This is a genomic window from Thetidibacter halocola (assembly GCF_018224955.1).
Taxonomy (GTDB): domain Bacteria; phylum Pseudomonadota; class Alphaproteobacteria; order Rhodobacterales; family Rhodobacteraceae; genus Thetidibacter; species Thetidibacter halocola.
Window position 1 is genome coordinate 100477 of the sequence record NZ_JAGTUU010000005.1, and the last position, 20327, is coordinate 120803.

Genomic DNA, 20327 nt, shown 5'->3' on the forward strand with positions numbered 1-20327 from the left:
GAAAAGCAGACCCCGCTTTGCGACTGCCAGAAGCCAGAGAACCCGGCGGATCATGTCGTGCAGACCCGTCGGGTCTTTTGCCTGTCGCTCCTGGCGGTCTTTGGAACCGGCCGTCTTCCCTTGGCAGCCCTGGACGTGTCAACTGGTCCACGCATCAGTCTGCGGCAACCAGAACAGCCCGAGGAGAAGCAATGCGGCAGCAAGTGTGGCCGCCCCGGTTCGTACCGAGTTCCAGAAGGTCCAGCGCGGCAGGTAGGTGCCGGTCCAATAGGCCCGGGTGGCTTCCTCGGACAGGTCCATCCCGGCGAGCGCCTCGTTCATCGGCACGTTGAAGACGACCGTGACGCCGAAGCAGCCGACAAGATAGACCATTGCTGCAAGCATGATCAGCGCTCCTGCCGGACCACCGAGCCCGAACCAGGCGTATCCGGCGATGAGGATCGACATACCGACCATACTGAGGAACAGCGCCATGAAGATCCAGCGGAAGACCTCGCGGTTGATATTCTGCATGGCCTCGACGCCTCCGGTGCGGCCGGTCAACGCGAGCGAGCGCATGATGAAGTCCGAGAAGGCAAGGAAGACGCCCGCGACCAGCGCATAGGCGAGGATGGCGAATTGCAGCAGGAAGAAGATGACAGGTGACATCGGTTGGCTCCTTCGATTGAGAAGGATGCGGCGGGAGCCTTGACCGTTCCGCCGCATCCGAGTGCAGTCAGCGCGCCGCGAGACCAGTGGCAAGGGGCCGGGCGCCGGGTCGGAAGGCAATGAGACAAAGCGCGGCGATGCCCAGTTCCAGGATGAGCGCACTGAGGATGCCACTCGACGGCAGGCCGTCGATGGCAAGGCCCACCACACGCCCCGCCGGGAAGGCGAGGTAGACGGTCAGCGCGGCCATCACCGCGACGTGCCGCAGGGCTGTGCTGACCATGCCGGCCAGCATCAAGACTCCGAAGGCGGCAAGCCCGGCGCCTGGGGCGCGCAGCTCGCTCAGCAGGCTGGGATCGGACCCGAGCGCGATTCCGTAGCTTGCGTAGAACGTGTGTGGAGCGGTGAGGATGAACGCGCCGATGCCGAGCGCGGTGATCCCGGCCACGCCGAGCGCCAGTTTTTGAATGGATGTCATGGGATGTCCTTTCCGGTGACGGTGGATCCGCCGATCAGGCTGCGGTCGGCCATGCGTCTGCGCTGGCGGCTGAGCGGGCGAAGTCGGTGAAATCGCGTGGTGGACGGCCGAGGGCCTGCACGACACCATCCGTCGTGTGGGCGTTGCGGCCATCCAGCGTCTCGCGGGCGATGGCGGTGAAGACATCGGCCACGAAATCGCCGCCCGCGGCCGCGACATTCGCGTGGAAGTCCTCGAAGCTGATAGGGATGTGCCGGATCGGTCGGCCGGTGGCCTGGCTCAGCACATCTGCCATTTCTGCGAAGGTCATCAGGCGCGGCCCGGTCACTTCGTAGAGCTTGCCCCTGTGGCCCTCCTCCGTCAGCGCCGCGACCGCCACGTCGGCGATGTCGTCGATGTCGATGATCGGCTCCGCGATGTCGCCGCCAGGCATCGGCAGGACGCCGGCCAGAACCGGGTCACGCAGGTAGCCTTCGGAGAAGTTCTGCGCGAACCAGGCGGCGCGGACGATGGTGAAGTTCACGCCCGAGTTGCGCACGACCTCTTCGCCCAGCCGGGCATGGTGCTCGCCGCGTCCGGAGAGCAGGACGAGGTGTTCGACGCCGACATCCTGCGCCGTCTCGACGAGCGACTCGAGCTTCTCGACCGCGCCGGGGAAGGCGAGATCGGGGAAATAGGTGACATAGGCCGCGCGGGCGCCGGTCAGGGCCGGGGCCCAGGTTTCGGGCGCCTCCCAATCGAAGGGCGTGGCCGAGTTGCGCGATCCGCGACGGACGGGAAGGCCTTTAGCCTCCAGCTTTGCGGCAACACGCACGCCGGTCTTGCCGGTGGCGCCGATTACGAGGATGGGTTGGTCTTGCATGGGTCTCTCCCTTGGTTCGAGTTGACGACCAAGGGATAGGCGACCGCCGCAGGCTCGGTATTGACCGGGATCGCCAGCGTTTTGACCTATGCTGCCAGTCGCCGTCAGCGGCCCGCGCGTGTGTCGCGTCAGCCTGCCCGCGATCTGATAGGTCAACTTGGCGAATGCGGCGAAGGTCTCCTCCGTGCCGTTGGCGAAGCTTGGCGAGCCCGAACCGAAAGGTGCTCGACGCGCTGCCGCATGATCGCTTCGAGCCCTTTGTCGCCATGCTGCGCAGGGCTCGAACGACCGCTAGGAGACGTTTGGCAACGACAGGCACATTTCAGACTGAACGATGAAGCGATGAGCTCCAAGCTCCTTGAGCAGGGAACACAAGGTGCTGTCACCGGAATCGACATTGACCAATGTCAGCGAGCCGACCGTGGCTGCCACGGCAAGAAGGTCTTCGAGGGCCGAGGCTTCGCTGGCAGCAATCTGATGCACGAGGCCACCTGCGCCGATGATCGCTCCGCCTTTTTCATGCAGGAAGCAGGTCAGATCTACGCCGGAAATGGTTTCGGTGGCGTTCTGCCAGGTCGGCTCCCAGGTCCCATGGCTCTGAATGGCATGCGCAACGGTGGCGAAATCCGACGGTTTGCATGAGGACCGCTCAGGCGATGGATGATCAAGCCGATAGCAGTCAAGCTTTCGGGTCATCTCGAATCCCAGCTTCCGATAGAGACCCTCGGCGGCCGCGTTTCCTTCGATGACCTCGAGCCAAAAGCGCTCGGTTCCGGCCGTCTCCGCCGCACGGATCGCCGCCATGCCCAAACCGGCCGCCACGCCCCGGCCCCTGTGGCCGATCCGCGTTCCGCTGCCGATCAGATACCGTTCGGTGTTCCGCGTCGCGACGTTCCAGAATCCGATGACCTCCTCACCGTCGATGGCGACAAAGGACGCCTCGGGGTCAAAACCTCTTGAACTCAGCGCCGCCCTGAACGTGTCTGCATCCGGCTGCAACGGAACGATGTAGTCGGAAAACGCGTCAAGCATGGCGCAATGCAGAGCATCCACGTCAAAGCCTGATCCGGCAAACGAGGCAATTCGTGTCATATTGTGCCTCCATGTCTCCAGGATGTGCACAGACGCAAAGAACGTGGCTTTGCTTGATGTGCAAGTCGTTGAAGTCTTCGTTATCAAACGGAAGCATCGAGTTCCGGGTTCCTTGGCCGGGTTGTCCCCAGTAGACATTGGCGACATTGGCGACATTGGGGCAAGCGGCCCCTTCGTCAGCACAGCCTAAATTGGCCCAACCTTTGGTGAACGGGTGCCTGCCGTGGTGCTTCACAGCCTGGCGTGCCTCTTCCGGTAGCTTGCCGGTGTCACGCCGACCCAGCGCTTGAACGCGCGGGTGAAAGAGCTCTGCTCGGCAAACCCGGTCAGAAAGGCGATTTCGGCGAGGGAATGGCCATTATCGCGCAGGAGCCCCTCCGCAAGGTCGCGCCTGGTTTCCTCGGTCAGGGTCTGGAAGCTCATCCCGTGTTCCGAGAGCCGGCGGTGGAACGATCGCGCACTGAGCCCGAGATCGCGCGCGATTTCCGCCATCTTCGGTGTGCCCTCGCTGAGCGCCTGCGCGATGGCACTCTTCGTCTGGGCGACGAGGGAGGGCTCGTCGGCGATCTCGGACAATTCCTTGTCCAACTGGGACACGAGGTAGCGGGATATCCCCACGTCCCCAAGGATATTCGGCTGTGCCAGCGTCTCGCGCGAGAACAGGATGCCGTCGAGTTCCGCCCCGAACCGGACCGGACAGCCGAACCATTTTTCGTGGGCGGCAATCGTCGCCGGGGCCGGATGCCGGACCAGCACCTCGAGGGGCACGACCGGGACCGGGCTGACCTGCCGGGCGATCGAGACGGCACCGGCCAGTGTCGCCTCGTTCGACAGCCGCATGCCCAGGCGCCGCTCGCCGGGGCGGTGCAGGACGAACAGGGTGCCGTGCGCATCGCTGCGCAACTCGTATTCCACCACGCTGGTCCAGAGCCGGGCATAGCGTTCCACCCGCGCATAGGAAGCGCCCAGCGTCGTCGCCGCCTTGAAGGCGAGACCCAGCGCGCCGTATTCGTCAAGCCGCATGGAGGCCCCGGTGCGCACCGGCAGATCGGTGACATCGACCTCGGCCGCGATCCGTTCAAGCATGTCATAGTAGGTGGCGGCCGGGATCATCGCCTTCGGATCCCAGGGAGCATCGGGGTCGATGCCCACGTCCCGCAGGTGCGCCGCACCGTCAATGGTATCGCCAGCGGCGGTGACCATCTTGCGCGCGAAGAGGGAAGTGACATAGCCCATGTGATCAGCCTATTCGGAGAACCGGCAGACGCAAAGTAGGTTGGTCGCGCCGGCCGATCCGGCGGTGGCATCGGTAGAGCCATCGGCCTCGGACGCGTGAAACATGGCGATGATCCGGAGGCGCACGTCCAATTGGCCGCATTTCTGATTGGCAGAAATAGAGGGGTCTTTGTCCTAACGGTCAGGGAGCGGTTCGGCGTAGTGTCCGACCATGGAACACAAGACGGCATATCGGACAGAGGAACGTGGGCGCAGCGTGGTCATGGTGACCTATCCGCATGCCCATATCCTCGACGTGGTGGGCCCGCTGGAGGTGTTGACCGGCGCGAAGTACTTCCTGCCAGAAGGACCCGCACCATACGATGTCGAACTCGTAGCCGCGCAGGCCGGGCCGGTCCGGACCACTTCGGGCCTGAGTCTCACGGCCGATCTCGGCTTTTCACAGGCGATGGAAGACACCGCCCCTATCGACACGCTGATTGTCAGCGGCGGCCACGGTACGATGGCGGCACTGGAGGACAAGGCCCTTCTGACTTTCGTGCGGCACGCGGCGAAGCGGGCGCGCCGGGTTGTGTCGATCTGCACCGGCGCGATCATTCTTGCCGAGCTTGGTCTGCTTGAAGGGCGGCGCGCCACCACCCACTGGTGGTGGTGCCCGATCCTCGAAAGTCGCTACCCGAAGGTCCGGGTCGAGCGCGACGCGATCTTCGTGCGGGACGGGAACATCTGGACCTCGGCGGGCGTGACGGCCGGCATGGACCTTGCGCTTGCACTGGTCGAGATGGACTGGGGCCATGACGTGGCGCTGCAGGTGGCGCGATACAACGTGATGTACATGATGCGCCCCGGCGGGCAGTCGCAGTTCAGCGCGCATCTGGTGGCGCAGGCCGCCGAGGACCCCGCGATCAACGCCACGCTGGCGCATATCCTCGCCCATCCCGGCGAAGCCCTGACCGTAACCGCGCTGGCCGCGCGCGCTGGCCTGTCCGAGCGTACGTTTGCCCGAAGGTTCAAGGACGAAACCGGCCTGACGCCTGCGGCCTATGTCGAAACGGCACGGGTGCAGGCCGCGCGGGTCGCGCTGGAGACACGGCCTCAGGGCATCGAGCAAATTGCCGGCGAGGTTGGTTTCCAGAATGCGGAGCGCATGCGCCGCGCGTTCCAGCGCCATCTGGGCGTCTCTGCGTCCGAGTATCGGGACCGCTTCCGCGGTGCCCAGGTCGGCGGAGATCAGATCCGCGACGGCCCCAGCTAGGCCACGATCACGTCCATTTCACCGAACCCGCATCCCGCCCGGACCGTCTCCGGGCGCTGGATCCTCTTTTCTGACCTCAAGGATACTTCCCGATGAAGCCCTCCGTCTTCCTTCTCTTGACCGCTGGCTGTCTTGCCGCCTGCGCCGACAGCGGCGCCAATTACACACCAATCCTCGACGGGCCAACCGCACCGGCCTTCCAGAGCGACCTTGCCGCCTGCCAGATGCTGGCCCGGGATCAAAGGCAGTTCGACCAAGAAACCGCCGGCGCAACCGTTCTCGGCGCCGGCGCGGGCGCTTTGCTGGGCGCGGCCGACGACGGGGCGGACGCAGCCGGCGGCGCCATCGCCGGCGCCCTGGCAGGTGGCATCGCTGGCGCGGTGCATGCAAGCGACCGGCGCGAGGCCATCGTTGTCGAGTGCCTGCGCGGTCGCGGACATCGCATTGTCGGCTGAAAACCATTTCCTTTCATCGCAGGAGTCTTCATCCATGTCGTCATTGGTTATGCGCCGCCCGCTTAGTCTTAGCGGGGTGATATCTTTCTTCAGAGTCGTCTTGCGGCGGCAATCGCCACATACCCTTTCCGAACAGATCCCGACCTCGGACCGGCTCAGGCGCGATATCGGCCTTCCCCCGTTGGAGCACCTTCCCGTTTTCCGCACCCCGTTCGGCACCCGGATCTGACCGCCGCCCGACAATTGTCCGGGAGCACAGCCATGACCTCGCAAACCGTCGCCGCATTCTATGCCGCCCTCGCCATGCTGCCGGTCGCGATGCATCTCGGGCTCGCGGTTGGGGCACCTCTGGGCCGCTTCACCGTGGGCGGGCGTTTTCCCGAGCGCTTGCCGCCCCTTTGGCGCCTGCTGGCGCTGGTGCAGGCAGCGCTGCTCGTTGGCATGGCCATTGCCATTTTGGACCGGGGCGCCGTGCTGGACTTCGACCTTCCCACGCCAGCGTTCTGGCTGGCGCTCGCGCTGACCGTCCTGTCGACGATAGCAAACGGCGTCAGCCCGTCCCGGCCCGAGCGTCTGCTCTGGACCCCGGTCCTGCTTGCAATGAGCGCCGCCGCGATCGGCGTTGCGCTACGCTGAAAGGAAGCATCATGCAAAGGGTCTTCATCGCCGGGGCTACCGGGTATCTCGGGCGCTACCTCTGCGCGGAATACAGGCGTCGCGGCTGGCACGTGACGGCGCTCGTGCGACGCCATGCGCCTGCCGGCGACCTGGCGGCCGATACGCTTGTCGAGGCCGAAGCCACTCGCCCCGATGAGATCGCCGGTGTCATGGAAGGCATCGACCTAACCGTTTCGGCGCTCGGCATCACGCGTCAGGCCGACGGGCTCGGCTATCGCGAGGTGGACTACGGCGCGAACCTCATCCTCCTGCGCGAGGCGGAGCGCGCCGGCGTGCAGCGTTTCGCCTATGTGCATGTCCTGAACGCGAAGGCGATGCGGCATGTGCCGCTGGTCGCGGCGAAGGCCGATTTCGTCGATGCGCTGCTGGCCTCGTCCATGGCCTCCACGGTGATCGCGCCGTCCGGGTATTTCTCTGATATGGAAGAGTTTCTCGCGATGGCTCGGTCGGGGTGGGTCTGGCTGTTCGGATCCGGCGCGCCCCGGATCAACCCGATCCACGGTGCGGACCTCGCTGTCGCGATCGCCGAAGCGACGCAGGGCGGGCGCGCATGGCTCGACGTCGGCGGTCCGGGTGTGCTGACGCAGACCGGGATCGCGCGGCTGGCCTTCGCGGCGCTCGGCCGCGAGCCGCGCATCACTTATCTGCCGGATGTATTTCGAAAGGCTGCGCTGACCGTATTGCCATGGGTGACGCCGCGCAGAGTCCATGGTCCCGCGCAGTTTTTCCTGACCGCCATGGCGCTCGACATGGTGGGCGAGACGCATGGCGACCGTTCGCTCGCCGAACATTTCAGGGGGCTCGCGGCGGTCGACCAGTTTCGAAATGAACAGGGAAGCCGGAAATGACGCTTATTCGGATTGGTGGCCTCGCCGTCCTGACATGCGCCGCAACCTACCTTGTCGGTGTCGCCCTGCTGGTGACAGTGCTGGCGCCGCTGAGCTATGGCACCGCCGACATCGACCCCGTGGCCGTGGTGGCCTTCATCGACGCGCGACCCGGTCTTCTGATCGCGTGGAACGGCGCGATCTACGTCCTGAACGGGCTGGCGCTGGTGATCCTCGTGGTCGCTCTGTCGGAGGCGCAGGCCGATGCAACGCCCGGCTGGGCCGCCGTGACGCGGGGATTCGGCCTTGTCTGGGCTACGCTGGTGCTCGGCGCGGGCATGCTCGCCAACGTCGCGGTGGAACGGGCGGCGCATCTCTATCCGGCCGATCCCGCCTCTGCAGCAGACATCTGGGCGACGCTGCATGCCGTCGAGCTGGGCCTCGGCGGCGGCAACGAGATCGCGGGTGGGGTCTGGATCGGCAGCGTCAGCCTGGCCGCCTTGATCGGCAGAACACTCGCGCGGCCGGTGGTGGTGCTGGGTCTTCTGACCGGCGCGGCAGGACTGACCACTGTCGTGCAGCCACTCGGCGACGCAGCCGGGGCCGTGTTCGGTCTTGGGGCCATCGCCTGGTTCGTGGCGGTCGGAGCCACGCTTATCGCGTCCGGCGGGCGCGCCCGTGACGGAGATGTCGCGTGATGGGAGTTGCGCTCAGGTGGCTCTCGATCGCCGCACTGACAATGCTGACGATCGGTCTTGGCGTGTTTGTCCCGCTATGGATCGGGACGCGTGGCGACCACCCGATCCCGGCACTCGTCACCGGCGATCCGGCGCTGCCGGCTGCGCAGATTGCGGGCCATCGGCTGCATTTAAGGATCCACGACGGCCCGGCGGGCGCCCCGACCGTGATCGTTCTGCATGGCGGCCCGGGTGGCGATTTCCGCTCGTTGCAGGGCTTGGCGGATCTGTCGGACGCTTATCACGTCGTATTCTACGACCAGCGCGGCGCGGGCTTGTCTGAACGCGTTCCGGCGGATTTTCTGACGCTCGACGGGTATCTTCAGGAACTGGCCGCTGTCATCGACCACATCGCTCCGAACGAGCGCATCACCTTGATCGGGCATTCTTGGGGGGCGATGCTGGCGGTGGCCTATCTGGGCGTCGATCCGGCCCATGTCGATCGGGCCGTCCTGATCGAACCCGGGTATCTCGATGCGGTCGGACGCGACCTCTGGCAAGATGAGGCTCAGCAATTCATGTCTGGACTGTCCTACGTGTCCACGACCGTGCTGACCGGTTTTCGCGCAGCCCAGGTCGATGGTCCGGATCCATACGCCCCCGACGATTTTCTGATCGGGCGCATGGTGCGGGCCTTCGCCAGCCACCCGGACAACCCCTATCATTGCGGCGATGGCTACGATGCGCCGGCATGGCGCTTCGGCGCTCAAGCGAACGCAAGCTGGGACGCGGTCGACGCTGCGGATGTCGACCGGATCGCGCGTGGCGCCGAAACCTACGGCGGGCCCGTGCTGCTGATGGCCGGCGCCTGCAATGACTGGATTGGCGCAGAGCTACAGGCCCAGCACCGCGAGCGATTCTCGGAAGCCGATCTGGTCGTTGTGCGAGAAGCGGGCCACGACCTGCTGTGGGACAACCCACACGCCGCGCTGTCAGCCATTCGTGACTTTCTGAGACAACCGGGCGCGGGCTTGCACCACTGATGGGTCGACGCAGGGCGGCAAACCGCACGGATCGCCAAGGCGAGCATGCAGATCCGCAACCCCGAGCCTTCGGATTATCGGGACAAGAGTGGTAGCGTGACCCGGCGCGCGATCCCGATACGATGCAGGAAACCCTCGTCATGGCTGACCATCAGCAGGGCCCCGTCATAGGCGCGAAGCGCGTATTCGCGCGCCTCGATGGCATCGAGGTCGAGGTGGTTGAGCGCCGCCTTGGCGATGCCGCCTGTGTTGTAGTGAAACGAGACCAGCGCATCGAATTCATGCGGCTCGAGCGGCACCTTCACGGCGCTCAGGACGGCGGCCTCGTAACGCGCGAGGTCGGCGCGAAAGACCCCAAACGCCTCGCGGATCCCGGCATCGAGATTGGCGGGCATGCCACGCGGCATCGCGGCCGGATCGGGCTCCCCGGCAGCGGCGGTGTGGCCGATGCCGAAGGTCCAGACCTGTTTCACATCCGTGTAGGGTCCAGGCACGATGCCTTCGTGCCGGACGAGGGCCAGAATGCCCCGGTCAGTCATCTCCATGGAAATCACCCCAGAAGCGAGAGCATCAGGATCAGCGCGGCGACGGCGATGCCGACGCCCAGCCGGTGGCGGAAGGCCTGGCCAGGATCGGTCGGATCGCAGCGCAGCGAGCGTGCAAGGCGGAGAAGGTCATGCATCGCCATCGCCTTTCCCGGAATGGCGCAGGCGGGCGAGCAGCACTTCGATGAAGGCGGGGCCGAAAACGCCGACGAGATAGGCGGCCGATCCGGCCGCGCCCCCGGCCGGGATCGCCTCGGGCGGCAGACCGAGCCAACGGGTGATGATCGCCATCGACAGGCTGCCCATCCCGGCCGCGATCAGACCGCCAAGCAAGATGTGGCGCAGCGCGTCGCGCAGGCGCATCTTCGTGGTCAGCGCGTTGGTCGCGCCCCCGAGCGCACCCCAGGCGGCGAGAATCACGGCGGTAGAGGCGATCAGTTCCTTCAGCGCCGCCGCCAGAAATCCGGTTTCGTCGTTCATCGTCGGATCTCCAGAAGCGGGATGGAGGTGATCGAGCCCAGCCGCTCGAGGTCGAGCGTCACGTCGAGCACGTCCGTGTCGAAGCGGACCGAGACATCGAACTCGAAGCCCGCGGTTATCGTGACGCCGAGGCCCGGCGCGGTGGCGAAAATGATGACGCCGGTCGTGGTATCGATGGACCAGCCAGAGGCCTGCTCGACACCACCGAGCGCCATGCGCACGGTGCCCGCGATCGGCTTGGTGATGGCCCGAACCCATGTCTGGCTGCCCGAGGCGTAGCGCTTCACCAACTGAAACGCCGTCGTCGCGCCATCGCCGGTGCCGATCACCTGATCGGTCGGTGCGGGTGTCACCGAGGGCAGGCAGGATTTGTGATCGCCCCAGTCCTTGAAGCGGAAGCCATGGAGGCGACCGTTCCTCGCTTCGAAAAAGGCGACCACCGCCGCCAGATCGTCGGCGCGGCGGATGCCGTACGCGACGTCATAGCGGCGGCGCGAGTTGGCCCAGCTGGCGTTCCTCTCCTCGTCGCCAGAGGCAAGCTCGACGATCTGGGTGCGCCGCTCCGGCCCGCCGCGCGCGCCTCGGCTGATGTTGTCCGGGAACCGGACCTCATGGGACGCCATCACATGCCCCTCCGCCCGAGCGACACCGCCCGTGCGATATCCGCCGCGACCTGCGTGCGGGATTGCCGGAAACTCTCGGCGTCGCGGGCCATGATGGTGACGTTGATCCCGCCACCAGCACCGTAGCTCTGCGCCTCGCGGCGCGAGAGCACCCGCTCGCCCCTTTGCAGGATCGCGGGCACCTCGTCGTGGCGAAGGCCGACCGCGCCGCCCGAATGCATCCGGGGTGCAGCGGCGAAGGCCATGGCCGGCACCATGCGCGAGGGGCCGGACGATCCGACCATGCCGCCTGCGTGCAGGATGTTGGCGAAGATCCCGCCAGCACCGCCGAGCGCGCCCGAGAGCGCGTTGGCGATGGGGCCGAGGATGAACCGCCGCGCCGCCAGCTTCGCCAGATCGGCAATGAGCGAGGTCACCAGATCGCGGAAGTTCAGCTTGCCGGTCTTCACGAACTCCCCGACCGCGTCCTCGGCCGACTGGAACGCGCTGACGAGGCGCTGGCCGATATCCGAAGCCGAGGCCATCGCGGCGCTGCACGATTTCAACACGCTCTGGGCCCAGCTATTTCCGCTCGAGCAGGCGCGGATCATCCAGCTTCTGGTCCGGCGCGTCACCGTCACCGCCGCAGGGCTCGAGGTTGATATCCGCCGCGAAGGCGTCGCGGGCGTCATCCGCGAGATGATCGCGCCGCGCGACATGGAGGCCGCCGAATGACCCGAAGCAATGACACGATCCGCGTACTGATCCCTCTGAAGCTGCGCAAGAAGAACGGGCGGCCCAAGATCATGCCGCCCGCCGATTACAGCCCGACCGAGGATCAGACGCAGGACCCGCACATCCTGCGCGCCATCGGCCGGGCATGGGGCTGGCGGCGGCGCATGGAGTCTGGCGAGTTCGCCACGATCCAGGAACTGGCCGAGGCCGTCAGTCTGGCCGAACGCCATGTCAGCCGCCAACTGCGCCTCGCCTATCTGGCGCCCGAGGTGCTTAAACGCCTGACTTGCGGCCGCGAGACGTCGGCGATCAGCCTCTACGACCTGTGCTTTCTGGCGGGGGAGACTTGGCAGGAGCAGGCTGAGCGGGCGTTTCGGTGACCCGAATAGTGGGCAGCCGAGCCCCCATTCCTAGACCCATCACTAGGAACGCCTCTGCGGTGCCACACGATAACTGTAGGGCGCGATCTCCTCGACCGTCACCGTATCCCCGGCACGCACTCCATGCCGATCAAAGAACTCCCGGATCCACCCGCGCTTCCGGAAGAACTTCTTGGCGCCATCGAGGTCGGTCATGACCACCGTGTTGCCGCCCCAGTCGACGGCAATTTCACGTTGGGCGGCCGAGGCCCGGTTCGACCCACCGATCGCATCAGCCGGGAACTTCTCGAAAAAGCTCCGGAGATAGATGTGGTAGCCAGCGCTCAGAGGGCTGGGTGCTGGTCCGCGACCAGTATGACGATGGCGGCATCTCGGGCGGCACGCTAGAGCGCCCCGGCCTGCAGCGCCTTCTGGAGGACATCGAGGACGGGCTGGTCGACGTGGTGGTGGTCTACAAGATCGACCGCCTCAGCCGCTCGCTCGCCGACTTCGCCAAGCTGGTGGAGGTGTTCGACCGCAACGGCGTGACCTTCGTCTCGGTGACGCAGTCATTCAACACCACCACCTCCATGGGCCGGCTGACACTGAACATTCTGCTGTCCTTCGCGCAGTTCGAGCGCGAGGTCACCGCCGAGCGGATCCGCGACAAGGTCGCCGCCAGCCGCAGGAAGGGCATGTGGATGGGCGGGGTCCCGCCCTACGGCTACCGGGTCGAGAGCCGGAAGCTGGTCATCGACGAAGAAACCGCTGCGCATGTGCGCTGGATCTTCGCCCGCTTCCTCGAGATCGGGTCGGGGACGGAACTGGCGCGCGAGGTCGCAAAGCGCGGCATCCGCACGCCGCGAGGCAACCGGATCGACAAGAAGTACCTCTACCGGATGCTGAACAACCGCGCCTATATCGGCGAGGCGGTCCACAAGGGCGAGAGCTATCCCGGCGAGCACGAGGCGATCATCGACCGCGAAACGTGGGGCCGGATCCACGCCATCCTGCAGGAGAGCCCGCGCAAGCGCGCTGCCCGCACCCGCTCCGAGACTCCCGCGCTCCTGAAGGGACTGCTCTTCGGGCCCGATGGTGCCGCGTTCTCACCGACCCATACGCGCAAGGGCAAAAGGCTCTACCGCTACTATGTCAGCCAGACCGTGCTGAAGCATGGCGCCGGGTCCTGTCCGGTCGGCCGCGTGCCAGCAGGCGAGATCGAGGCCGCAGTCATCGACCAACTCCGCGCCGTGTTCCGTCAGCCCGAGATCGTGGCGGGTACGTGGAAAGCGGTGCGCGCTCACGCCGACGACATCACCGAAGCCGATGCCCGCACCGCTCTGCAGCAGCTCGATCCGCTGTGGGACGAACTGTTCCCCGCCGAGCAGGCCCGCATCGTAGCGCTGCTTGTAGAGAGCGTTTACATCGGCAGCGACGGCCTGAACGTCCGCCTGCGCGTCGACGGGCTCAGCGGTCTGGCCCGCGAGGTGCTGGTCGGCGACATCGGAGAAGCTGCATGACACGCCGGGCTCCGATCCCCGAGACGGTCACGCTCCAAGTCCCTTTCCGCCTCGTGAAGCGAGGCGGGCGGAAGGAGATGCAGCTGCCGCAAGGCTCTACCCAGCCGCGGCGGACGGACAACACGCTGGTCAAGGCGCTGGCCCGTGCGTTCCGATGGAAGCGCATGCTGGAGTCGGGCGAGTTCGCCACCATCGCCGAACTGGCCGAGCGCGAGGGGATCGCACCGTCGTACATGACCCGCGTTTTGCGTCTGACCTTGCTCGCGCCCGACATCGTCGAGGCGATCCTGGACGGGCGACAGCCGGAGGCGATGACGCTGCAAGCGGTGATGACGGCCTTCTCAGTTGTGTGGCGTGAGCAGTCTGGCGAATCCGAACATCGCAGCGCTCCGCTCTTGTTTTCTAATCGGCAGCCGCGCCGCTGACCATCAGCACCTAACGGAAGCACTTCCGCACGTAGGGCTGGTACTGGAAGCGCCGAGGATATGCTTGCTACAGGAGTGACCCGGTCTGTGGCGCAGCTTTGCGACGCTTCTTGTCGAAAGCGGGGAGACGTCGCATTTCCTCTGAATGCAGCCACTCAACGGCTTCATCGAAGTCTTCGGTCCAGTGGTCAGAAGGCACTTGCGAGACAGGCTGCATGACCGCGATTAAACCAACGTCCTCGCGTCGCGGCAGTAGCCACTTCGCAACGGTATATACGAAATGGGACCAATCGCCCGAACTGGCATAGAGGTTGACCGCAAGAATGTCGAAGTTACCGAAGGCGTATGGCCGCGTTGACGCACCGTCGGAATCTTGCCCCGTACGAGTCTTCTGCACCTCGACGACCCATTGGGGTTGCCCGTTCGCGAACCTCTCCTTCGGCTGGCCGCGCTCGCGGCGCTGCATCTTGACCTGAACCGTCACTCTCGAACCGTTGTGCGAAAGGTCAGCGTCATAGGCGAGGTCGCCTACAATCGGGTTGGTAGTCCAGCCAGCGCGTTGAAGCCTTGGGACGACGATGCGGTGGAAAGCTCGATCTGCGATAACGCCCTTGACCCCGCGCTGCGTGAGGTCGCTACTCTGTGCGATGGCGTCTAAGATCACCTCTGCGGACGCATTCCACTCTCGCTCAAGAGGGTGGTTAACGCAGGAGGTTCTGAGGTGATCGAACACCTTTTGTTTCAGTTCTGGGTTCAGCTCATCGATGAGCTTCATGATTCTCTCGATCATATAGACTGTGGCCCCTTTCGAGCACTGCCTGTCAGATCGGAGCGGGTTTGCCTAGCCCCGCCGGACCCATCGCCTTGACTTTTACCGCGCGCGGTTGAAACAGTGTGGGTCCCAGCGTTCTACGGATGTTCTCATGACTGAAGCTTCGTCATCCCTCTTTTCAGCTCATCTGAGCGCCCCGACTACGCTGCTGCCCAGCTGGGATCCTGCCTATGAGACTGGACTCGGTGCCGCTTACATCGGCGACAGCTTGGAGGCTATGAAGACAATCCCCGACAACAGCGTGGATCTAGTCATTACCTCACCTCCGTACGCGCTCCATTCTAAGAAACCGTACGGTAACGTTGCAGCGTCGGAATACGTCGCTTGGTTCCTTCCTTTCGCGGCGGAGATTAGGCGGATTCTTAAGGACGATGGATCCTTCGTCCTCAATATCTCAGGAAGTTGGAACCGGGGCCATCCCACCCGCTCGATCAGTCAGTACAAACTTCTTATCGCGCTCGTAGAAGAAACGGGGTTTCACCTCGCTCAAGAGTCGTATTGGTATAACCCGGCAAAGATGCCGGTTCCCGCTGAGTGGGTCACGGTGCGCCGCATCCGCATCAAGGATGCCGTCGAACACATATGGTGGTTCGGCAAGACGGAATGGCCGAAAGCGAACAACCGTACAGTGCTAAAGCCCTACAGCAAGGACATGCTGCGTCTAAACGCCAGGGGACTGAAGGCCACTCGACGGCCTGGCGGTCATGCCATCAATGAGGGTTTCAGCAAGGTCGAGAGCGGCGGATCTATCCCGGCTAACGTCATTCAAGAGGCTCTTGAGAATCGCTTGCCCGATGATTTTCTGGTCTTCGGGAACAATAGCGCCAACGACAAATACACAAAGCGCTGCAAGGAAGCCGGCCTCACGATCCATCCGGCAAGGTTTCCCGCCGCGCTGCCGGAATTTTTCATCAAGCTGGTAACCGTGGAAGGCGACATCGTACTCGACCCCTTCGCTGGCTCAAATACAACGGGAGCCGTCTGCGAGAGACTGAGCCGCCGTTGGCTAGCATTCGATGAGGTCAAGAAATACGTTGAGGGCGGCAAGTTTCGTTTTGAGGCTTCAGAGCTGGCGCAGCGAGGTACCTAGGTGGATACGCCCTAGCGTCATTTAATGTTTGCCGCTCGCCAAGCACCCCACGCCTGCGGTACGGGGGGCTGGCACTGCTCCCTCAGATGTCCCATGCAGAGGCGCACCCGGAGAAACGGTCAAGCGGCCGCGTTCGCATCCTTCTCGGCCGTCTTGCAGTTGGCTTGGTGGTTTGCCAGCCAAACGACCTCCTTTGAGCGGCGGCCCGCCCGGGTAGTCTTGACGCTATCGAGCCGCTCAAACGGAAGCCAGTCCGCCCCCTCGTTTTCACAGACGATGACCTGTCCAGGGCGGCTCCGGCACCAGTTGGCGAGCTCGTTGTAGTCGATCTCTGCCGAACTGTAATGGTAATGCCTGCCAGCGGACTGATAGGGCGCATCTACAAACCAAGTAGCCTGCACTCCTCGTTTCTCGCAGGCCCTATAATCATCTTCGATAATGCGCCAGTGGCGAATAGCTTCGAGTTGGCTTGCAATGGTTGTTCGGACGCGCTCTCCCCAGAAGGAGCCCGGACGAATGCCGATGCGCATCCACTTGGAGGGGCTTCGTCGCGGCCGAGCGGCCGCTCTGTTTAGCCACAGGCCAACAAGCCATTTCGCTTCCTCGCAGATAAGGAGGTCGTCCACAGTGCCATCCAAGGGAACATCGGGGATCGCATGAATTTCGTCCGGCCTGACCCGCAAAAGAAACCGCCAAACCGCAGCGATCTGTGGATCACGCTCGCATAAGACTACCTTTCGGTCGGGATAGCGGAGGGAATAACCCGCTGAGCCGGCGAACGGCTCGAATATGGTGTCATGCTCTGGAGGCGGGTAATTCCGCACGGCGTCTCGCCATTTACCCCCATAGTATCCGAAGAACGGTCTAAGTCCCTGCGATCCCACTGCCCCTCCTGTCCCGCTTCGGCACTCTTCCGGTGCCTTCTCTACTAGCTTAGCTTGATGTCGCCGTGCGACTTGGGTACGCCCACCATTGTATCCTCATGCCTGCGTCTGACGGCAAGCGCAAGTGGCCTGCCCCGTCGGGTAGTCGGCGGGCAACCTCAATGCATGGTCGGCTGTAGAAGCTCCAAGGTGCACAGCTCTCATGCAGGTACTTGTTGAGCGGGTGGAGATCTCCGAACATGGTCTCTACATTCAGCTGCGCGGCTAGCGATAGCCCGACCAATCCGTTTCGGGGCTAATCGTGGCAACGACTGGACATGTTGCGACCGGCACTTCTTATCTTTCCAACAGCTATTTGGGCGCGCTGGGACAGACGCCCTAAGCAGCAGACTTTCGATTTCGGGTCCACCTCAATCGAAAGCGACCAGGGTCGAACTGTTCCGCCACACGAAAAGAAAAGATAGGCCTGCAAGCAGCCCCGCGCTCAAACCCGGCGGCCGGCTGATCCGGGAATGGAATGGCGTGACCCATGTCGTCGATATCGTCGAAGGCGGGTTCCTCTGGAACGGGCAACGCCATGCCTCGTTGTCGCCGATTGCCCGCGCCATCACCGGCGCCCGCTGGTCCGGGCCCCGGTTCTTCGGTCTGAAGAGAACGGCATGACCATGAGCAAGCCGAAGATCCGTTGCGCCATCTATACGCGCAAATCCTCCGACGAGGGACTCGACCAGGACTTCAACTCGCTCGATGCCCAGCACGAGGCCTGCGCCGCCTATATCGCCAGCCAGCGGCATGAAGGCTGGATCGCGAACAAGGCCCGTTACGACGATGGGGGCATCTCGGGCGGAACGCTCGACCGGCCCGCCCTGCAAGAGCTTCTCGGCGATATCGATGCAGGCCATGTCCAGATGGTGGTGGTCTACAAGATCGACCGCCTGACCCGGTCGCTCGCCGACTTCGCGAAGCTGGTCGAGCGCCTCGATGCGGCCGGCTGTTCCTTCGTCTCGGTCACGCAGGCCTTCAACACGGCGTCCTCGATGGGGCGGCTGACCCTCAACGTGCTCCTCTCCTTCGCACAATTCGAGCGGGAGGTGACTGCCGAGCGCATCCGCGACAAGATCGCGGCCTCGAAGAAGAAAGGGCTCTGGATGGGGGGCGTGCCACCTCTGGGCTACGATCCGCATCCCGACCCGAAGATCCGCGGTCTCGTCGTCAACGGTCCGGAGGCGGAAACGGTGCGCGCGATCTTCGCGCTCTATAACGAGCTTGGCTGCCTGAATGCGGTGATGCTCCGGGCAGAGGAGATGGGGCTACGGTCAAAGCGGCATAGCTTCAAGTCCGGGCGGGTGCAGGGCGGCATTCCCTTCTCGCGTGGCCAGGTCTACGCGGTGCTTCGCAACCCGATCTACATCGGCAAGATCCGGCACAAGTCCCGGGTGTGGGATGGTCAGCATGCTCCCATCATCGACGAAGGGCTCTGGGGATCCGTTCAGACCAAGCTGCAAGCGGCAAGCGCACGACCCCGCCGTCGCGTGGCCGCCGTCGGTCAACAGAACCGGAACGGCCTGACCCCGCTTGCGGGCAAGCTTCGCGACGAAACCGGCGATCGGCTGACCCCGACACATACGAACCGGCATGGACGGCAGGTGCGGTACTACGTCTCGAACCGGCTCATCTCGGGCGGGACCGATCCACAAGGCTGGCGCTTGCCCGCCGCGGGGCTGGAGAACGCTTGCGCCGACGTGGTCGCAAGGCATCTGGCGGAACTTGCGGACATGCATCGGCTCTGCGTCACGCCCGACCTCCTGCGTGGCGATGCCATCCGAAACAAAGTGCAGGAACTGTCGACGCAGCTTTCGGCGGGCGCGCCCGACCTGCTCGGTCAGCTCGTCTTGGAAGGGCAAGTCCAGAAGGCGTGCATCGAGCTGACGCTGAATGCCACGGCGCTGGCAGAAACGCTCGGCATCCGCCCCGAGGAGATCGATCCTTCGGCCTTGTCGATCGAAGCTTCCTTCGCCATGCGTCGGCGTGGCGTGGAAGGCAAGATCGTCGTTGGTGATCGCGAACCACAACCCGATCGAACCCTGATCCGCGGCCTTTCGCGGGCGCATTCCTGGGTGGCCGACCTGCGCAACGGCAAACTTCTGAGCGAGATCGCCGCGACAACGGGGCATTCCGAATCCTACATCCGGACCCGCGCTCAGCTGGCGTTTCTCTCGCCCGCGATCCAAGGCGCGATCCTCGACGGGCGCCAGCCGCCGGACCTGACGCTCGAACGGATCATCCGAAAGCCGATCCCGCTCGACTGGCATGCGCAAGCGATGCTGTACGGGTTCCAGCCTGGACCTGCATATCGCTGATACACGCTGGCGCGTCCCTGTTTCTGCAGCGTGGATCCCTGATCTCGCCGGAAGAATTCCCTGTTATCGAAAACAGGGAATTCGTTCGTAACCCGCTGACATCACGAGTGGATTCACGCTCGAAACGCATAGGAGCAGCCAGAATCCGAGGGAATTCCCTGTAAATTCCCTGTTAACAGCAAAACGCGCCTCAACCGAAGCGCGTGATGCAGCCTCCGGAGACTGCGCTGGGAATTCCGACTAACAGGGGAAGGTGGGGGCGTCTCTCATGCACATGCCAGCTGCCAAACCCCGGGAAAGTCGGGAGAAAACAGGCAAATGTGCACTGGGATCGCAGAGACCGGGGTGGCTGGCGGAGAGGAAGGGATTCGAACCCTCGAGACGGTTCCCCGCCTACACACTTTCCAGGCGTGCGCCTTCGACCACTCGGCCACCTCTCCGACGCCGCGTGTAGCAAGGGTGGGTAGGGGGCTGCAAGCGGTTTTCCGTCTTCCGGCGATGCGCAAGAGCGCGCGGTCAGGTGATCGCTTCCAGCCGTTCCTTCGACAGGTCCCCGGGAACAATCGTCACCGGGATCGGCAGCGAGCCCGAGTTGCGGGTCAGCTGGGTGACCAGCGGTCCGGGACCCTTCTTGTCGGCGGCGGCGCCCAGGACCAGAACGCCGATATCGGGGTCGTCGCGGACCTGGGCCAGGATCTCGACCACCGGATCGCCTTCGCGGATAACCAGTTCGGGGTCGACTCCCTGCTTGTCGCGCATCCACTTGGCGAAGACCTCGAAATGGGCGTGGATGCGTTCTCGGGCCTCTTCGCGCATGACTTCGCCGACGCCGATCCAGTGGTTGAACTCGTCCGGCGGGATCACCGACAGGATCGCCACGCCGCCCCCCGTGTTCGAGGCCCGCATCGCGGCAAAGCGCATGGCGTTCAGGCATTCGCGGCTGTCGTCGAGCACGACGAGAAACTTGCGCATGTCTCACTCCCTCTGCATTGCGATCATGGCGAAGGGGCAGGGCGCTGGCAAGCGTCGGCGATCAGGGGTCGCGAAACCGGCACCGTGGCGCTGCCGGCCCGTGCTTTGCGGCGACGCAAGAGTTGGCGCCGGTGCCTCTGCTGATCCCTGTGCATCGTCGTTGGCGGGCCGACGGACATCGCGGCGCGGTCGCAGGCGACGCCGTCAAGGAGTCCAACGTCGGACGACGAAAAGGAACGGGATCAACAACACGAACGGAACGCCGATCGCCC

The 20327-nt window shown here is 64.4% G+C and carries 24 protein-coding genes, 1 tRNA gene and 2 pseudogenes; 13 read left to right on the top strand and 14 right to left on the bottom strand.

Annotation, left to right across the window (positions count from 1 at the left end; translation table 11 throughout):
* Positions 1-138 precede the first annotated feature (138 nt).
* From KB874_RS13180 to KB874_RS13200, 5 genes are all read right to left on the bottom strand, one after another.
* Entirely contained in the window at positions 139-648 is a 510-nt protein-coding gene (locus KB874_RS13180; RefSeq protein WP_212537020.1) for an anthrone oxygenase family protein, read from the bottom strand.
* 67 nt (positions 649-715) lie between these two features.
* Entirely contained in the window at positions 716-1126 is a 411-nt protein-coding gene (locus tag KB874_RS13185) for a DUF4345 domain-containing protein (protein WP_212537021.1), read from the bottom strand.
* A gap of 34 nt (positions 1127-1160) precedes the next feature.
* Positions 1161-1988, bottom strand: coding sequence for an NmrA family NAD(P)-binding protein (locus KB874_RS13190; protein ID WP_212537022.1), 828 nt, complete (start codon positions 1986-1988; stop codon positions 1161-1163).
* Between the two features lie 291 nt (positions 1989-2279).
* Complete coding sequence (locus KB874_RS13195; RefSeq protein ID WP_212537023.1) at positions 2280-3080, bottom strand: GNAT family N-acetyltransferase; 801 nt, start codon at positions 3078-3080, stop codon at positions 2280-2282.
* A 231-nt stretch (positions 3081-3311) separates the two neighbouring features.
* The gene (locus KB874_RS13200) at positions 3312-4316 is read right to left on the bottom strand and encodes an AraC family transcriptional regulator (RefSeq protein WP_212537024.1); all 1005 of its coding nucleotides are present in this window, start codon (positions 4314-4316) and stop codon (positions 3312-3314) included.
* Between the two features lie 211 nt (positions 4317-4527).
* On the opposite strand from KB874_RS13200, the gene KB874_RS13205 reads away from it, so the two are divergent.
* The 6 genes from KB874_RS13205 (at position 4528) to KB874_RS13230 (ending at position 9251) form a co-directional block, all read left to right on the top strand.
* A complete protein-coding gene (locus KB874_RS13205) occupies positions 4528-5571 on the top strand; it encodes a GlxA family transcriptional regulator (protein WP_249200474.1) in 1044 nt (347 codons plus the stop codon).
* Between the two features lie 92 nt (positions 5572-5663).
* On the top strand, positions 5664-6026 hold the full coding sequence (locus tag KB874_RS13210) for a glycine zipper family protein (RefSeq protein WP_212537025.1): 363 nt from the start codon (positions 5664-5666) through the stop codon (positions 6024-6026).
* A gap of 261 nt (positions 6027-6287) precedes the next feature.
* Complete coding sequence (locus tag KB874_RS13215; protein WP_212537026.1) at positions 6288-6662, top strand: hypothetical protein; 375 nt, start codon at positions 6288-6290, stop codon at positions 6660-6662.
* A gap of 11 nt (positions 6663-6673) precedes the next feature.
* Positions 6674-7552, top strand: coding sequence for an SDR family oxidoreductase (locus tag KB874_RS13220; protein WP_212537027.1), 879 nt, complete (start codon positions 6674-6676; stop codon positions 7550-7552).
* Positions 7549-8229 carry a hypothetical protein gene (locus tag KB874_RS13225; protein WP_212537028.1) on the top strand — a complete coding sequence of 227 codons (681 nt, stop codon included), beginning with the start codon at positions 7549-7551 and terminating at the stop codon, positions 8227-8229. Before KB874_RS13220 ends, KB874_RS13225 begins: the two co-directional genes overlap by 4 nt.
* On the top strand, positions 8229-9251 hold the full coding sequence (locus tag KB874_RS13230; RefSeq protein WP_249200501.1) for an alpha/beta fold hydrolase: 1023 nt from the start codon (positions 8229-8231) through the stop codon (positions 9249-9251). Before KB874_RS13225 ends, KB874_RS13230 begins: the two co-directional genes overlap by 1 nt.
* A 74-nt stretch (positions 9252-9325) precedes the next feature.
* Here the strand turns inward: KB874_RS13230 and KB874_RS13235 are convergent, their stop codons facing one another.
* From KB874_RS13235 to KB874_RS13250, 5 genes and pseudogenes are all read right to left on the bottom strand, one after another.
* Positions 9326-9796, bottom strand: coding sequence for a lysozyme (locus tag KB874_RS13235; RefSeq protein WP_249200476.1), 471 nt, complete (start codon positions 9794-9796; stop codon positions 9326-9328).
* A 5-nt stretch (positions 9797-9801) separates the two neighbouring features.
* The gene (locus KB874_RS23165) at positions 9802-9933 is read right to left on the bottom strand and encodes a hypothetical protein (RefSeq protein ID WP_283054545.1); all 132 of its coding nucleotides are present in this window, start codon (positions 9931-9933) and stop codon (positions 9802-9804) included.
* A complete protein-coding gene (locus KB874_RS13240) occupies positions 9926-10276 on the bottom strand; it encodes a hypothetical protein (protein WP_212537030.1) in 351 nt (116 codons plus the stop codon). Before KB874_RS13240 ends, KB874_RS23165 begins: the two co-directional genes overlap by 8 nt.
* Entirely contained in the window at positions 10273-10899 is a 627-nt protein-coding gene (locus KB874_RS13245; protein ID WP_212537031.1) for a DUF2460 domain-containing protein, read from the bottom strand. The genes KB874_RS13240 and KB874_RS13245 overlap by 4 nt, the downstream gene beginning before the upstream one ends.
* Positions 10899-11408 (bottom strand): annotated as a pseudogene (locus tag KB874_RS13250) (phage tail tape measure C-terminal domain-containing protein); the annotation flags it as partial. The gene KB874_RS13245 and the pseudogene KB874_RS13250, both read right to left, overlap by 1 nt.
* Between KB874_RS13250 and KB874_RS13255 the strand changes: the two are divergent.
* The 4 genes and pseudogenes from KB874_RS13255 (at position 11335) to KB874_RS13270 (ending at position 13917) form a co-directional block, all read left to right on the top strand.
* Positions 11335-11613: a hypothetical protein gene (locus KB874_RS13255; RefSeq protein WP_212537336.1), complete on the top strand. Its 279-nt coding sequence runs from the start codon at positions 11335-11337 to the stop codon at positions 11611-11613. The pseudogene KB874_RS13250 and the gene KB874_RS13255 overlap by 74 nt on opposite strands.
* A complete protein-coding gene (locus KB874_RS13260) occupies positions 11610-11993 on the top strand; it encodes a hypothetical protein (protein WP_212537032.1) in 384 nt (127 codons plus the stop codon). Before KB874_RS13255 ends, KB874_RS13260 begins: the two co-directional genes overlap by 4 nt.
* 314 nt (positions 11994-12307) lie before the next feature.
* Positions 12308-13492 (top strand): annotated as a pseudogene (locus KB874_RS13265) (recombinase family protein); the annotation flags it as partial.
* Complete coding sequence (locus KB874_RS13270; RefSeq protein ID WP_249200478.1) at positions 13489-13917, top strand: hypothetical protein; 429 nt, start codon at positions 13489-13491, stop codon at positions 13915-13917. The pseudogene KB874_RS13265 and the gene KB874_RS13270, both read left to right, overlap by 4 nt.
* A 67-nt stretch (positions 13918-13984) precedes the next feature.
* Here the strand turns inward: KB874_RS13270 and KB874_RS13275 are convergent, their stop codons facing one another.
* A complete protein-coding gene (locus KB874_RS13275; RefSeq protein WP_212537033.1) occupies positions 13985-14692 on the bottom strand; it encodes a hypothetical protein in 708 nt (235 codons plus the stop codon).
* Positions 14693-14840: 148 nt separating this feature from the next.
* Here KB874_RS13275 and KB874_RS13280 point away from each other — a divergent pair, with 148 nt between their 5' ends.
* The gene (locus tag KB874_RS13280) at positions 14841-15839 is read left to right on the top strand and encodes a DNA-methyltransferase (RefSeq protein WP_212537034.1); all 999 of its coding nucleotides are present in this window, start codon (positions 14841-14843) and stop codon (positions 15837-15839) included.
* Positions 15840-15958: 119 nt separating this feature from the next.
* On the opposite strand, the gene KB874_RS13285 is transcribed toward KB874_RS13280, so the two are convergent.
* Positions 15959-16663, bottom strand: coding sequence for a DNA adenine methylase (locus tag KB874_RS13285; protein ID WP_212537035.1), 705 nt, complete (start codon positions 16661-16663; stop codon positions 15959-15961).
* A gap of 495 nt (positions 16664-17158) precedes the next feature.
* Here KB874_RS13285 and KB874_RS22940 point away from each other — a divergent pair, with 495 nt between their 5' ends.
* Together KB874_RS22940 and KB874_RS13295 are read left to right on the top strand one after the other, a co-directional pair.
* On the top strand, positions 17159-17386 hold the full coding sequence (locus tag KB874_RS22940) for a DUF2924 domain-containing protein (protein ID WP_283054676.1): 228 nt from the start codon (positions 17159-17161) through the stop codon (positions 17384-17386).
* Positions 17383-19083 carry a recombinase family protein gene (locus KB874_RS13295; RefSeq protein ID WP_249200479.1) on the top strand — a complete coding sequence of 567 codons (1701 nt, stop codon included), beginning with the start codon at positions 17383-17385 and terminating at the stop codon, positions 19081-19083. Before KB874_RS22940 ends, KB874_RS13295 begins: the two co-directional genes overlap by 4 nt.
* A 350-nt stretch (positions 19084-19433) precedes the next feature.
* Here the strand turns inward: KB874_RS13295 and KB874_RS13300 are convergent.
* Both KB874_RS13300 and KB874_RS13305 read right to left on the bottom strand, forming a co-directional pair.
* Positions 19434-19523, bottom strand: a tRNA-Ser gene (locus KB874_RS13300).
* A 76-nt stretch (positions 19524-19599) separates the two neighbouring features.
* Positions 19600-20055, bottom strand: coding sequence for a universal stress protein (locus tag KB874_RS13305; RefSeq protein ID WP_212537036.1), 456 nt, complete (start codon positions 20053-20055; stop codon positions 19600-19602).
* Positions 20056-20327: the final 272 nt, after the last annotated feature.

Excerpts from the sequence above, each read along its gene's own strand:
- KB874_RS13180 (WP_212537020.1), bottom strand. The coding sequence starts at position 648 with ATGTCACCTGTCATCTTCTTCCTGCTGCAATTCGCCATCCTCGCCTAT.
- KB874_RS13185 (WP_212537021.1), bottom strand. The coding sequence starts at position 1,126 with ATGACATCCATTCAAAAACTGGCGCTCGGCGTGGCCGGGATCACCGCG.
- KB874_RS13190 (WP_212537022.1), bottom strand. The coding sequence starts at position 1,988 with ATGCAAGACCAACCCATCCTCGTAATCGGCGCCACCGGCAAGACCGGC.
- KB874_RS13195 (WP_212537023.1), bottom strand. The coding sequence starts at position 3,080 with ATGACACGAATTGCCTCGTTTGCCGGATCAGGCTTTGACGTGGATGCT.
- KB874_RS13200 (WP_212537024.1), bottom strand. The coding sequence starts at position 4,316 with ATGGGCTATGTCACTTCCCTCTTCGCGCGCAAGATGGTCACCGCCGCT.
- KB874_RS13205 (WP_249200474.1), top strand. The coding sequence starts at position 4,528 with ATGGAACACAAGACGGCATATCGGACAGAGGAACGTGGGCGCAGCGTG.
- KB874_RS13210 (WP_212537025.1), top strand. The coding sequence starts at position 5,664 with ATGAAGCCCTCCGTCTTCCTTCTCTTGACCGCTGGCTGTCTTGCCGCC.
- KB874_RS13215 (WP_212537026.1), top strand. The coding sequence starts at position 6,288 with ATGACCTCGCAAACCGTCGCCGCATTCTATGCCGCCCTCGCCATGCTG.
- KB874_RS13220 (WP_212537027.1), top strand. The coding sequence starts at position 6,674 with ATGCAAAGGGTCTTCATCGCCGGGGCTACCGGGTATCTCGGGCGCTAC.
- KB874_RS13225 (WP_212537028.1), top strand. The coding sequence starts at position 7,549 with ATGACGCTTATTCGGATTGGTGGCCTCGCCGTCCTGACATGCGCCGCA.
- KB874_RS13230 (WP_249200501.1), top strand. The coding sequence starts at position 8,229 with ATGGGAGTTGCGCTCAGGTGGCTCTCGATCGCCGCACTGACAATGCTG.
- KB874_RS13235 (WP_249200476.1), bottom strand. The coding sequence starts at position 9,796 with ATGGAGATGACTGACCGGGGCATTCTGGCCCTCGTCCGGCACGAAGGC.
- KB874_RS23165 (WP_283054545.1), bottom strand. The coding sequence starts at position 9,933 with ATGCATGACCTTCTCCGCCTTGCACGCTCGCTGCGCTGCGATCCGACC.
- KB874_RS13240 (WP_212537030.1), bottom strand. The coding sequence starts at position 10,276 with ATGAACGACGAAACCGGATTTCTGGCGGCGGCGCTGAAGGAACTGATC.
- KB874_RS13245 (WP_212537031.1), bottom strand. The coding sequence starts at position 10,899 with ATGGCGTCCCATGAGGTCCGGTTCCCGGACAACATCAGCCGAGGCGCG.
- KB874_RS13260 (WP_212537032.1), top strand. The coding sequence starts at position 11,610 with ATGACCCGAAGCAATGACACGATCCGCGTACTGATCCCTCTGAAGCTG.
- KB874_RS13270 (WP_249200478.1), top strand. The coding sequence starts at position 13,489 with ATGACACGCCGGGCTCCGATCCCCGAGACGGTCACGCTCCAAGTCCCT.
- KB874_RS13275 (WP_212537033.1), bottom strand. The coding sequence starts at position 14,692 with ATGAAGCTCATCGATGAGCTGAACCCAGAACTGAAACAAAAGGTGTTC.
- KB874_RS13280 (WP_212537034.1), top strand. The coding sequence starts at position 14,841 with ATGACTGAAGCTTCGTCATCCCTCTTTTCAGCTCATCTGAGCGCCCCG.
- KB874_RS13295 (WP_249200479.1), top strand. The coding sequence starts at position 17,383 with ATGACCATGAGCAAGCCGAAGATCCGTTGCGCCATCTATACGCGCAAA.
- KB874_RS13305 (WP_212537036.1), bottom strand. The coding sequence starts at position 20,055 with ATGCGCAAGTTTCTCGTCGTGCTCGACGACAGCCGCGAATGCCTGAAC.